Source organism: Flavobacterium sp. GW821-FHT11G01, assembly GCF_058808175.1.
Map to the genome: position 1 here is coordinate 728,075 of NZ_JBXARK010000001.1, position 13,887 is coordinate 741,961.

10 protein-coding genes are annotated in these 13,887 nt (G+C 34.8%); 8 read left to right on the plus strand and 2 right to left on the minus strand.

Annotated elements, in window-relative coordinates; genetic code table 11:
* Window positions 1-10: 10 nt before the first annotated feature.
* The 4 genes from AC1RRN_RS03225 to AC1RRN_RS03240 all read left to right on the plus strand — a co-directional run bounded on the left by AC1RRN_RS03225 (window position 11) and on the right by AC1RRN_RS03240 (window position 5,448).
* Window positions 11-3,580 carry a response regulator gene (locus AC1RRN_RS03225; RefSeq protein ID WP_492965918.1) on the plus strand — a complete coding sequence of 1,190 codons (3,570 nt, stop codon included), beginning with the start codon at window positions 11-13 and terminating at the stop codon, window positions 3,578-3,580.
* A 109-nt stretch (window positions 3,581-3,689) separates the two neighbouring features.
* Window positions 3,690-4,055, plus strand: a complete 366-nt coding sequence (locus AC1RRN_RS03230; RefSeq protein WP_492965919.1) for a response regulator — start codon at window positions 3,690-3,692, stop codon at window positions 4,053-4,055.
* Window positions 4,056-4,063: 8 nt separating this feature from the next.
* Complete coding sequence (locus AC1RRN_RS03235; protein WP_492965920.1) at window positions 4,064-4,873, plus strand: CheR family methyltransferase; 810 nt, start codon at window positions 4,064-4,066, stop codon at window positions 4,871-4,873.
* A complete protein-coding gene (locus tag AC1RRN_RS03240; RefSeq protein ID WP_492965921.1) occupies window positions 4,855-5,448 on the plus strand; it encodes a chemotaxis protein CheB in 594 nt (197 codons plus the stop codon). The genes AC1RRN_RS03235 and AC1RRN_RS03240 overlap by 19 nt, the downstream gene beginning before the upstream one ends.
* On the opposite strand, the gene AC1RRN_RS03245 is transcribed toward AC1RRN_RS03240, so the two are convergent.
* Together AC1RRN_RS03245 and AC1RRN_RS03250 are read right to left on the minus strand one after the other, a co-directional pair.
* Window positions 5,445-6,218, minus strand: coding sequence for a porin family protein (locus tag AC1RRN_RS03245; RefSeq protein WP_492965922.1), 774 nt, complete (start codon window positions 6,216-6,218; stop codon window positions 5,445-5,447). The genes AC1RRN_RS03240 and AC1RRN_RS03245 overlap by 4 nt on opposite strands.
* A 12-nt stretch (window positions 6,219-6,230) precedes the next feature.
* Entirely contained in the window at window positions 6,231-7,352 is a 1,122-nt protein-coding gene (locus tag AC1RRN_RS03250) for a hypothetical protein (protein ID WP_492965923.1), read from the minus strand.
* A gap of 318 nt (window positions 7,353-7,670) precedes the next feature.
* Here AC1RRN_RS03250 and AC1RRN_RS03255 point away from each other — a divergent pair, with 318 nt between their 5' ends.
* From AC1RRN_RS03255 to AC1RRN_RS03270, 4 genes are all read left to right on the plus strand, one after another.
* Entirely contained in the window at window positions 7,671-7,994 is a 324-nt protein-coding gene (locus AC1RRN_RS03255; protein ID WP_492965924.1) for a DUF6660 family protein, read from the plus strand.
* 92 nt (window positions 7,995-8,086) lie between these two features.
* Window positions 8,087-11,263: an efflux RND transporter permease subunit gene (locus AC1RRN_RS03260; protein WP_492965925.1), complete on the plus strand. Its 3,177-nt coding sequence runs from the start codon at window positions 8,087-8,089 to the stop codon at window positions 11,261-11,263.
* Between the two features lie 4 nt (window positions 11,264-11,267).
* Window positions 11,268-12,521 (plus strand): TolC family protein, encoded by a 1,254-nt coding sequence (locus tag AC1RRN_RS03265; protein ID WP_492965926.1) that lies wholly within the window; start codon window positions 11,268-11,270, stop codon window positions 12,519-12,521.
* 1 nt (window position 12,522) lies between these two features.
* Complete coding sequence (locus AC1RRN_RS03270; RefSeq protein WP_492965927.1) at window positions 12,523-13,749, plus strand: efflux RND transporter periplasmic adaptor subunit; 1,227 nt, start codon at window positions 12,523-12,525, stop codon at window positions 13,747-13,749.
* Window positions 13,750-13,887: the final 138 nt, after the last annotated feature.

The following is a 13,887-nucleotide window of genomic DNA, read 5'->3' on the forward strand; positions in this document are numbered from 1 at the left end:
AATTTAAAACATGAAGAACAACTTTAAACGAAATTTATTAATCAGTTCATTAGTTTCATTACTGGTATTAATGATCTCTTCTACAGCCTCTTTTTTCAGTATAAAGAGTTTGTTAAATAGTAATTTTTGGGTGAACCATACTCAGGAAGTTATTTACAATTTAAATGAAGGATCAGCTATTGTAACTGAAGCTCAAACTAGTATGCGCGGTTATTTAATTACTGGCGACGAGCAATTTGTTGAAAGATATAATGATGCTGAGACAAGATCTAATAATTATTTTGAAAAAGTACAGGAACTTACTATTGATAATCCAACGCAGCAAAAACAGTTACGGGAGTTAAAAGTGCTTAGAGATAGTTTTTTTAAGTATCTCAATAATCAAATTGTAAAAAAACGTTTGGGGAAAGATGCTGTTGTATTTGATCTTAATGCCGGTCGAGTAATGATGAACGATTTAAGAGCAAAAATTAAAAGCATTGAAAATATTGAACAAGGTTTGTTAAAGGAACGAGGTGAAAACTCAGAACGATACGGAACTTATAGTCTGGTTCTGATTGTTGTGGCATTTATTATTGCTTTTGTTATTTCAATTGTCTTTTTATTCCGAATTCTGAAAGATTATAGCGAACGTCTGTTTCTTCAGAATGAATTAGAAAAGAAAGACAAGGAAACGGCAGAAAGAATCGTTGCTATCAGTATGATTGCCAGTAATATTTCAAATGGAAATTATGATGTAAGAGTCGATGATACTCAGGCCGATGCATTGGGCAGTGTAGGAGAATCATTAAATAATATGGGAGTTTCTTTAAAAAGCTCTTTCGATTTACTATCGCAAAAAGAATGGATGCAAAGTGGAGTTGCGAATCTTAATAATGTAATGTTAGGTGATAAAACACTTCAAAAATTATCAAAAGATGTTATTGAGTTTTTATGTAATTATACCAACAGCAGCGCTGGAGTTTTGTATGTACTAGAAGGAGATGAGCTTCATTTTTCTGGCGGTTACAGTTATATTCCGGGTAAAAATCGCGAACATATTCAAAAAGGGGAAGGTTTGATCGGACAGTCAGTTATTTCAAAAGAATTATTAGAATTAAAAGTTTTATCTCCAGAAGATATTCAGATTAATTATGCTTTGGGACAAATAAAACCAACACATATTATAGCGTTTCCTTTGCTGGATACCAAGGTTGAAGGCGCAATCGAGTTAGCTAGTATTTATGGATTTTCGAATCTTCAAATAGAATTTTTAAAGACAATTGCGAACAACATCGGAATTGCCATTAAATCGACTCAAAACAGAAGAAGAGTGATGGAGTTGCTGGAAGAAACAAAATCACAATCAGAAGAATTACAAGCACAACATACAGAATTAGAAGCAATAAATGCAGAGCTTGAGGCGCAAACTGAAAAACTTCAGGCATCTGAAGAAGAATTACGCGTTCAACAAGAAGAATTGGAGCAAACCAATGAAGAATTGTCTGAAAGAAGTGTTTTATTGGAAGAAAAAAACAATGAAATTCAGAAGAAATCGGAAGCATTAGAATTGACGACTCGTTATAAATCGGAGTTCCTTGCCAATATGTCTCATGAATTGAGAACGCCGCTGAATTCAATTTTACTTTTGAGTCGATTGTTATCTGAAAATAATAATAAAAGCATGGTTCCTGAGGAAATTGAATTTGCTCAAGTGATTCAGAGTTCAGGAAATAGTTTGTTAGGTTTAATTGATGAAATTCTGGATTTATCTAAAATTGAAGCCGGAAAAATGGATCTTGAATTTTTAGATGTTTCGACCAAAGAAATTACAGATAATCTGTGGAATCTGTTTAGCCATGTAGCAAAAGAGAAAAACATTAAGTTTGAAATCATTGCCAAAGAAGCACCAATTGTCATTAAAACAGATAAAATGCGTTTGGAGCAGATTCTGAAAAACCTGATTTCAAATGCAATAAAATTCACTGATAAAGGATCGGTAAGTTTAGAAATCAAGATCAATACAGATGATGATAAAATTATTTGTTTTATCGTAAAAGATACCGGAATCGGAATCCCATTAGGGAAACAACCTTTAATTTTCGAGGCATTCCAACAAGCTGATGGCTCAACAAAACGTAAATACGGCGGAACTGGTTTAGGATTGTCAATCAGCCGTGAACTGGCCAAATTGCTAAGAGGAGAAATTATTTTGCATAGTAAAGAAAATGAAGGAAGTACGTTTACATTGTGTATTCCTGTTTTTGGATCCAGCATCAAAAAGGTAGAGATAGAAAAAGCACCACCATTAGAAATTGCAGCATCAGAAGAGGAAGCAGAAGAACAACCTAAAAACAAATATTTAAGTGCCGTAATCCCGGAAGAGATTGAAGACGACAGAAATTCAATTTTTGAAGGAGATAAAGTGATTTTGATCGTTGAAGACGATATTAATTTTGCAAAATCGCTTTTAAATTTCACCCGTAAAAAAGGTTATAAAGGAGTTGTTTCCGTTAGAGGAGATTATGCCTTAAACTTTGCTTTGGTCTATAAACCTGTTGGTGTTTTATTGGATATTGAACTTCCAATAAAAAGCGGCTGGGAAGTTTTGGAGGAATTGAAAAACAATTCTCAAACAAAACATGTTCCGGTACACATTATGTCTTCTCATAAACTCAAACAGGAAAGTTTATTAAAAGGAGCGGTAGATTTCTTAGATAAACCGGTGGCATTTGATAAAATTCCGGAAGTTTTTCTTAGAATAGAAAGTATTATTAACAGGGAATCACAGAAAGTACTTATTATAGAAGATAATCCACAACATGCAAAAGCGTTAGCTTATTTCTTAGAAACATATAATATCAATTCAGAAATAAAAAGTGAAGTTTCAGAAGGGTTACAAGCATTGAATAAAGAAGAAATAGACTGTGTTATTCTGGATATGGGAATTCCGGACAAACAAGCTTATGAAATTTTAGAAAGTGTAAAGAAGAATCCAGGTTTAGAAAATCTGCCTGTAATTGTCTTTACAGGAAAAAGTTTGTCTATTAAAGAAGAAGTTAAAATTAAGAAATATGCTGATTCAATCATTGTAAAAACCGCACATTCTTATCAAAGAATGCTGGATGAAGTTTCTCTTTTCCTTCATTTGGTTGAAGATAAAAAAGATCCAAAAGAAAAAAAGGAAAGTCATAAAAAGCTAAATTTACTTAATAATATCCTGTTTGAGAAAAAGGTATTAATTGTAGATGATGACGTTCGTAATATTTATTCGTTGACAAAAGCTTTAGAAGTTTTCAAAATGAATGTTATTACCGCTTTTGACGGAAAAGAAGCAATCAAAATTTTAGGAGAACATCCGGATACAGATATCGTTTTATTAGATATGATGATGCCAAATATGGATGGTTACGAAACAGCTGAAAAAATACGCAGCATGCCTAAATTCCTGAATTTACCGCTAATTGCCGTAACAGCAAAAGCTATGACAGGTGACAGGGAAAAATGTATCAAGGCCGGAGCATCAGATTATATAACAAAACCAGTAGATATCGATCAGTTGCTTTCTTTATTAAGAGTGTGGCTTTATGACAAAATATAATAATTAATTAATAAAGAAAAGTTACCACAGATTTCACAGATTCGTATAGATTAAAAATCGGTTAAATCTTTTAATCTGTGGCAAAAATAAATTAAAAAGCAGGTCAAAAATGAATAAAAAAAGACTCTTAATTGTTGATGATGATTCTCGAAACATTTTTGCTTTAACGCACACTTTACGTGCCAAATCATTCGATTGTTTGTCTTGTTTAAGTGCAGAGGAAGCTTTGAAATTATTAGAATCAGAAGAGCTTATTGATGCTGTTTTAATCGATATGATGATGCCTGAAATGGATGGTTATGAAGCTATTCCATTAATAAAAGCTATTCCGTCAAGAAAATCAACTTTCGTTATAGCGGTAACAGCTCAGGCAATGACGGGCGACAGAGAAAAATGTTTGGAAGCTGGTGCAGATGCCTATGTTTCGAAACCAGTTGATGTAGATAAATTGCTTCAGGTGCTGAAGGAAATATGAAATGAATTATGATTGAGGATATTGAATTAGAAACGCTTATAAATGATGTTTACGAATATTATGGTTTTGATTTTGGAAGTTATTCAAGAGCTTCACTGAAAAGACGTGTGAACAGAATTTTTCATTTAGATGGATTTACGCATTTTCATGAGTTTCTTTCCAGAGTTCGATATGATCCGGAATATTACAAAAGAATGGTAGACGAAATCACGGTAAATGTCACAGAAATGTTTCGTGATCCTGCTTTTTACACCGTTTTGCGAAAAGAAATTTTACCATTATTAGGAACCAAACCTTTCATCAGATTGTGGCATGCAGGCTGTTCTACAGGCGAAGAAGTATATTCGATGGCTATTATGCTTAAGGAAGCCGGTTTACTTCATAAATCGCTAATTTATGCAACTGATATTAATGCTTCAGTTTTAGAAACAGCAAAAAAAGGAATTTTCCCGCTACGAATGATGAAAGAATATTCAGAAAACTATCGTGATGCGGGTGGCCTGGAAGATTTTTCAAGTTATTATACTGCTAATTATGGCATTGCAAAATTCAATGAAGAACTCGCCGAAAAGATGGTTTTTTCTCAACATAATTTAGTGTCTGATACTTCTTTTAATGAATTTGACATAATCTTATGCCGCAATGTTTTAATTTATTTTGACAATGACCTTCAAAAAAGAGTCATTAATTTATTCGATGAAAGTTTGGCTGTTTTAGGTTTTCTTGCTTTAGGAACAAAAGAAACCATAAAATACTCTATTTCTCCAACAAAATATAAACAGTATGAAAAAGAAAAGATATGGAGAAAAGTGAAGTAATATCAGGCTGTAAAGTGGTAATAATTGGCGGATCTGCAGGAAGTTTGAATGCTTTAATGCAAATTTTACCCGAATTGCCCAAATTAAATGGTTTTGCAATCGTAATTGTAGTGCATCGAAAAAGTACAGATGATCAGACGTTGGAAGATTTAATTAGTTTAAAATCAAGTGTACCTTTAAAGCTTGTTGAAGATAAAACACCATTAACACCTGGTTTTGTTTATGTTGCGCCATCAAATTATCATTTGTTATTCGAGAAAAATGAGTTGCTTGCATTGGACACTTCTGAAAAAATAAATTTTAGCAGGCCAAGTATTGATGTTTCATTCGAATCTGCTGCAGAAATTTATGGAGAATCTTTAATGGGTATTTTATTATCCGGTTCAAATACTGATGGTACCCGTGGATTGCAGGCTATTCAGGCTCATGGAGGAACTATTGTAGTTCAGAGTCCACTGGCTGCCGAAATGCCTTTTATGCCCAATAATGCTATTTTATATACAGAACCTAATTTCATTTTACAAAATCATGAAATCTTAAGATTAATTGTTTCTATCAATAGCGCAAATAATTAATTTTTAGGTTTTGGAGCTTCTTCTTCAGGAAGAATTACCCGATTCAATTCGGCTTCTTTTTCAGCTTTTTTTCTGGCTGCTTTTCCGCGGCCAATTGGCAATCCTGCTGTTACATACAAAACTCTGTTGAATTGTTCCGGACCGTCTCCCTTCATAACAGGAACCAATCCGTAATAATATTGAACGGTCATATTCAACCCATTTCCAACATTCATATGATAACCCGCGCCAAGTGCAATACCTGCATCTATTACATGAATCTGATCTCGAATATTGTGTTTGTACACCACTTCATCACCATCATAATCTTTACGGAATTTGTCAAAAGCTTTAGCCAGTAATCCAAACTGTGGTCCTGTTTTTAGATAGATATTATTTTTGAATTGATATTTAATCAAAATGGGAACATTAAAATAACGGATCTCACGATCAACACGTCCTCCGGCAAATGTATTGTCAAGATTAACATCGCCTAAAGAATACACCGGCATACCATGGGCTCCCATTGGCGATTTTACAATTACGCCAGTATTAATCATCCAGGCTGGATTTTTTTTAGATCTTATGTCAAAATAAAAACCAAGATTAAAACCGACTTCTGTACCTGAGGTTTCCATATTGGAAATCGTCGAAAAATTGACGCCGCCATCCAAACCAAATTCTAAAAAAGGAGAATTCAGTTTGTCTCCAAAAAGTAAGGAAATTAAAACTTGTGATTGTGCCGATGTGATACAAAAGAAAGCGATAAGTAATAATAAACCTTTTTTCATAGAATTAATGAATTAAAGTCCAAAACGGTATTGTAAACTTGCCAGCACTTGTGTACGAGAACCTAAAAAGCCGCATTCTGCACGAAACATTAAATGTTTATTATATTGATATTGTGATCCAATAATAAAATTCCACATATCTTTTGGTCTTTTTTGAAGCGAATACTGAACAGATGAATCCGAAGCTGTACTCAAAGCTCCATCTAATGTGCTTAAAAATGTTCCGGCTCTTTCAAGCGCACGATTTGCGGTATTATGTTTGGCAACATTCACAGGATTTTTTTGCTCAGCCGGCGTCAGACCATCCCACCAGTTATCTACTTTTGTTTGATTTTCAGAAACTTTTGCAAGACCGTTGTCTACTTTTACCTGCGCATCAGATAAATCTATAAAATCAGACAGAGGCAAATCTCCGTTAGTATCGCCGGAAATATGAACTCTAAAGCCTCCAACCCAAACCGCAATATTTTGCTCCGGTTTGTTGAATTTAAAAGTTTTACCTAATCTGGGACCAAAAACATACGAAAAAGCAGGTTTATCAAGAGAACTAATATCTGTCCACGCCATATTCATATCCAGTGCAAACCATCCGCCTCCAATACCAATTGTCGGTGTCATACCAATACCAAATGTAGTAGCATTAAAATTAGCTCTTGTACTGAAATTTGCTATTTGAGACCAGTTATTATCTGCATCCGGAACATAAATTCCGGCATTAATTTTTGTTGAGGTATTGGCCTTGCCAAAAATCCCATATACATTTAAAAAGGGAAGAAGCCAGACATCTGGACGAACGGTCAATGCTGATGCTTCAACAGTTGATTTGTCAAAACGAACGATTTCATCTAAGTTATATTGGGGACCATGATTGAAACCAATATTTAAATCATTTATAACAATTTCAGATTCTTGCCAAAACCAGTTTACAGATACTCCCGCAGAATAGGGTAATTTATATCCTTTTTGGGCAACTTTCTCGCCCCAGATTGGCAGAGCATAAGGATATTTTTCAACTTTAAGACTGTCTTTTAATTCTTCATTTTTCTTTCCGACAATTTTATCAGTATAAACCTGAGCAGAAATTTGCATGCTAAAGAATAATAAGGAGGCTGATATTAGTGTATTACATTTCATTGATTGTAGTGTTATAAAATTAATTAATAGAACTGCGAAAAATAAATAGGTAACTAATGTATTCTTAAGGGAAATGTATGCTTATAGTCTGTACTGTAATCGAATAGGATTTTGTGTTTTAAAATTAGAATTGGGAAGTGTGTGTTAATTATTGTTAAAGTTAAATAAATTTTCTTACTATTTGCAATCTTTTTTAAGAAAGTACAATTCAAATAAAAAATATATTTTTCGCATTTATCAAAAAAGAGATGATGTTTACTAACATCATTTTCAATATTTTAAATTTTTTGTAACAGAATAAATATTATTTTTACCATCATGAAATGGATCGCAATACTATTATCAATTTATTTGATGGCACTTTCAAATATGCCCTGTGCAGATATGGAAGTGGATAGCGCCGTTCATAAAACTGCTCAATTTTCTTCAGAAACCAATCATTCGCACGATAAAGACAATGATTTATGTTCTCCATTTTGTGCTTGTAATTGCTGTGGAGCTCAGGTTTTGAGTTACCAGCTTTCTGAAAATATTGAATTTCCTGTAGCTTTTACCATTATTTCAAAAGCTTTACCAAATTATAATTCTGTTTTTGCTTCTAATTTCTACGGAAGTATTTGGCAACCTCCTCAAATAGCATAATGATAGCCTAAATAACAGGCTTAGAGAGTTGTGGATTTCCACAAAATGAACAGACAAATCTTGTCTGATTTCTCACGTCATTATATATTCAAATGTTAGATAAAATTATTCAGTTCAGTATAAGAAATAAGTTCTTTATACTGCTATTTACCCTTGTATTAATCGCCTGGGGAAGTTATTCACTTAAAAACTTACCGTTAGATGCTTTACCTGATGTCACTAACAATCAGGTGCAAATCATTACAACGGCACCCACTTTGGCCAGTCAGGAAGTCGAACAATTAATTACGTATCCGTTAGAGCAGGCTGTAAAAACAGTTCCGGATGTTATTGAACTCCGTAGTATTTCCCGTTTCGGATTATCAGTCGTAACCGTTGTTTTTGAAGACGATGTCGATATTTATTGGGCGAGAGAACAAATATTTCAGCGTTTAAAACAAGCCGAAGAAAATATTCCTGCATATGCCGGTTCACCAGAGTTAGCCCCAATTACAACTGGTTTAGGCGAGATTTATCAATATGATGTTTATGCCAAAAAGGGCTATGAAAATCAATACGATGCCATAAAATTAAGAACAATTCAGGATTGGATTATTATTCCACAGTTACAAGGAATTAAAGGAGTTGCCGACATTAGTACCTGGGGAGGAAAATTAAAACAATACGAAATTGCCGTAAATCCAAATACATTAAATAGTCTTGGAGTTACGATTACCGAGATTTTTGATGCTTTAGAAAAGAACAATCAAAATACCGGAGGTGCTTATATTGAAAAAGATCAATATGCGTTTTTTATCCGTGGTGTTGGAATGGCAAAAGGCGTAAAAGATCTTGGAAATGTGGTAGTCAAAAACCGAAACGGTTCGCCCGTTTTAGTCCGTGACGTTGCCGAAGTTCGCGAAGGAATCGCTTTGCGTTACGGCGCTTCAACCAAAGATGGAAAAGGGGAAATCGTTTCCGGGTTGGTTTTGATGTTAAAAGGAGAAAATTCCAGTGCTGTAGTCAACCGAATTCATGAAAGAATGATTCAGATTAATAAAAGTTTGCCGGAAGGTGTTGTGGCCGAAGCTTTTATTGATAGAGGGAAATTGGTTGACAATGCCATCGGAACGGTTACAAAAAACCTTTTAGAAGGAGCTTTAATTGTCATTTTTGTCCTGATATTATTTCTTGGGAATTTACGCGCCGGATTAATTGTCGCTTCGGTTATTCCGTTGGCCATGCTTTTTGCCGTGATTTTGATGAATGCCTTTGGTGTAAGCGGAAACTTAATGAGTCTGGGTGCGATCGACTTCGGAATTATTGTCGACGGAGCCGTTATTATTGTGGAAGCCACGATGCATCATCTGCAAAAAATCAAAAATAAAACTGCGCTTTCACAGGAAGAAATGGACATTGAAGTCTATAATTCTGCTTCGAAAATCAGAAATAGTGCAGCCTTTGGAGAAATCATAATTTTAATTGTTTACCTCCCAATTCTGGCTTTAATCGGGACAGAAGGAAAAATGTTCAAACCAATGGCAATGACAGTTGGTTTTGCGATTGCAGGAGCATTTATACTTTCGCTAACCTACGTACCAATGATGAGTGCTATGTTTTTGTCTAAAAAAACAGAACATAAAAAAAACTTCAGCGACCGAATGATGCTGTGGCTCGAATCTGTTTATACACCCTTCTTAAATAAAGCGTTGCAGTTTAAAAAAATAGTTTTAGGAATTTCTCTCGGACTTTTTGCTTTAGCTTTTATCATTTTTCAAAATATGGGAGGCGAATTTATTCCCACAATTGAAGAAGGCGATTTGGCTATAAACGCTAGTATTATGACAGGAAGTTCGCTTACGCAGATGGTAGAAACGACTACGAAATATGAGAAATTATTAAAAGAGAAATTTCCGGAAATCAAAACGATTGTAACCAAAATTGGAAGCGGAGAAATTCCAACTGATCCCATGCCAATTGAAAGCGGCGATTTGATTATTGTTTTGAAAGACAAAAAAGAATGGAAAGGTAAATATCATAATTGGGAAGATTTGGCCAATGCCATGAAAGAAGAAATGGAAATTATTCCGGGAGCCAACATTGAGATTTCTCAGCCTATTCAGATGCGTTTTAACGAACTAATGACGGGAAGCAGAAGTGATATTGCCATCAAAATCTTTGGAGATGATTTAGAGATTCTGGACGCCAAAGCGGCCGAGCTAATTTCAAAAATTAAAAATATTGAAGGGATAGGCGATTTAAAAGCTGATAAAGTAACCGGTTTGCCGCAAATTACAATTAAATACGATTACAATAAAATCGCTTTATACGGATTGAATATTTCCGATATCAACCAAATTATCCGTTCCTCTTTTGCCGGAGAAAGTGCCGGAAAAATCTATGAAGAGAGCAAAAGGTTTGATGTTGTTGTCCGAATGAATCAGGACAATCGTGGTGATATTACCGATGTCAGCAATTTGTTTATTCCGCTTCCAAACGGTCAGCAGGTTCCGCTTTCACAGGTTGCTGCCGTCGATTACGAGCAAGGCCCAGTTCAGGTAACCCGGGAAGATGGAAAACGCCGAATCTCTGTCGGATTAAATGTCCGCGGACGCGATATTAAAAGTGTAGTAGAAGAAATTCAGCAAAAGCTAGATCAGGATTTTAAACTTCCAGTGGGATATTATGTCACCTATGGCGGACAGTTTGAGAATTTAATCGAAGCAACAAAACGACTTTCTGTTGCGCTTCCCATTGCTTTGGGATTGATATTGATATTGCTGTATTTGACATTCGACAGTATCAAACAAGCGGGTTTAATTTTTACCGCAATTCCGTTATCGGCAATTGGTGGTGTTTTTGCGCTTTTATTGCGTGGCATGCCTTTTAGTATTTCGGCCGGAATTGGATTTATTGCTTTGTTCGGAATTGCTGTTCTTAACGGAATTGTTCTGATTTCGTATTTCAATCAATTAAAAGCAGAAGGAATTCAAGATCCATTGCAAAGAGTTTTAATCGGAACCAAAACCAGATTGCGTCCGGTTTTAATGACCGCCGCCGTGGCTTCTTTAGGATTTTTGCCAATGGCATTATCAACAAGCGGCGGGGCAGAAGTACAAAAACCTTTGGCAACTGTTGTTATTGGCGGTTTGGTTTCAGCAACATTATTGACCTTAATCGTTTTACCGATTTTGTATTTATTATTGGAGCGTGGACTTAACCGCAAAAAAAGTTTTACCACAGAGAACACTAAGATTTTCACAGAGAATACTGAGAAAAATAAAAATTAAGATAATGAAAGAAACAATATATAATTTTAGCTCAAAAACCTTCGTGAACTCTGTGAAATCTCCTTTGCGTTCTCTGTGGTTAATTGCACTTCTATTGACAAGTACAATATCATCGGCGCAAGCCAAAATATCTTTAGAAAAAGCCATAGAACTCGCCAAATCTAACAACATCGACTTAAAAATAGCCGATAAAGAAATCGAAAAACAAACTGTCTTAAAAAAGACCGCTTTTCAGGCAGATCCGCTTCAGGTGCAATATCAGGGCGGACAATTCAACAGTGTCGATTTTGACCATAATGTTTCTGTACAGCAATATTTTCCAATCGGAAATATTACAAAAGCCAATCGACAACTGCAGGAAGAATTGGTAAAACTAGCTGAAAAACGTAAAGCTTTATCGTCTTATGAAATTGAAAAAGCGGTTACATTGGCGTATTATCAATATTTGTACGGCGTTTCCATTCAGAAATTAAACTCGGAATTAAATGATATTTACACCAAGTTTCTAAAGAATGCCGAATTGCGTTTTAAAACCGGAGAAAGCGGAAACATTGAAGTTATCAGTGCTAAAGCGAAAGTAAAAGAGATTGAAACGCAGAAAGCGCAATTAGAATACGATCTGGCGATTTACCAAAAGCAGTTACAGTTTTTTGTTCAGACAGATGAAAATATTATTCCCGACGAAAAAACAGCCTTGCAATATTCTATTATAAAAGAAGAAGAAGGAAATTCAAAAGCAGAAGATTTGTTAACGGATTATTATCAGCAACAAATTTCGGTTTATCAGAAGGAAACCAATACTTACAAAGCCTTCCGAACACCTAAATTAGGTTTAGGTTATTTTGCTCAAACGATCAACACCGAATCGTTATTTCAGGGTTTTACGGCCGGTTTACAGATTCCGTTATTTGGAGGCGTAAATTCGGCGAAAGCCAAAGCTTCTGAAATCAGTATTTCGCAATCGCAATTGGCATTGGATAAAAGCAAATTAACCTTAAACCTTCAACAGCAGGAATTGCAAAACAACTTTGCAAAACAACAAAAAGCACTCGATTACTATCAGAATGAAGGTTTGCAATATGCAGATCAAATTATCAGTACCGCACAAAAAAGTTATGCCAATGGCGACATGAGTTATTGGTCGTATATCAGTTTTTTAAATCAGGCCATTGATATTAAAAAACAATATGCAGAAGCGACGCATAATTACAATCAAAGTGCCATCGAACTTCAATTTCCATCCATCAAAAACAATTAAAATGAAGATAAATTTAACCGCAAAGACAACAAGGATTTTTTCGCAAAGTTCGCAAAGGATAGCTGCTTATTGCCTATTGCTTATAGCCTATAGCATATTACTAAGCTGTAACGAGAAAAAAACAGAAGAAACACACGAAGAAGAAAAATCGCAGACAGAAGTTGCTCTAACCGCTTCTCAATATAAAACCATTGGCATTGAAACGGGTTTTGTAGAAAACAGAAACCTTAATAAAGTCATTAAAGCCAATGGATACACAACCGTTCCGCCTCAAAATTCTGCAGAAGTTTCGACTTTAATAGGCGGAACCGTAAAAGATATTTTTGTTTTGGAAGGCACTTTTGTCAATAAAGGAAAAGTCCTGGCTACGATTCAAAATCTGGAAGTGATTGAAATGCAGGAAGAATATCATTCGGCTACAGCCAATATCGAATATTTACAATTAGAATACAATCGTCAGAAAACATTAAGTGACGAAAATGTAAATCCGAGGAAAACATTTCAGGAAGTGAAAGCAAAATTAGCGGCAGAAAGAGCTCGCGCACAGGCAGCAAAAAACAAATTAGAAGCCTTGCATGTTAGTACAAAAGGCAGTAGTTCGCTAGTGCCCATTGTAGCACCAATAAACGGGTATGTAGGCAAAATAAGCATTGCAAAAGGTGCTTATGCCCAAATGGGAATTTCTTTGTTTGAAGTAGTTGATAACAGCCAAATGCATTTGGATTTAAATGTTTACGAGAAAGATTTGGGATCTATTTCGGTAGGGCAGGTAATTGATTTTGTTTTAACCAATCAATCCAATAAATCAATCAAAGGAAAGATATTCGGAATTAATAAATCTTTTTCAAATGAAAGCAAAACCGTTGCTGTTCACGCCAAAATTGAATCAGCTGATGCTAAAGGATTGATTCCCGGAATGTATGTTTCGGCCAATATCAATATCACAAATGCCACTGTTCCGGCTCTGCCAAAAGACGCTGTGGTTCGAAATGCAGATAAGTATTTTGTTTTTGTTGAAGAAGAAGAACATCAAAAGAAATCCGAAAACAAAGAAAATCACGAGAAAGAAATTCATTTTAAAGCCATAGAAGTAATTCCGGGAACAACCGATTTAGGATTTACGGAAGTGAAGTTTGTAGATGAAATTGCACCAAACGCTAAGATTGTTACGGAAGGAGCATTTTATTTGCTTTCGGCGATGAAAGGCGACGGGGAACATGAGCATTGATTTTTTTTGAGCTTCTAAAATTCTGAGGCTCTAAGGGACTGAGTTTTTTTTGGTGGTTTAATAATAATAATAATAATAATAATAATAATAATAATAATAATAATAATAATAATAATAATAATAATAATAATAATAATA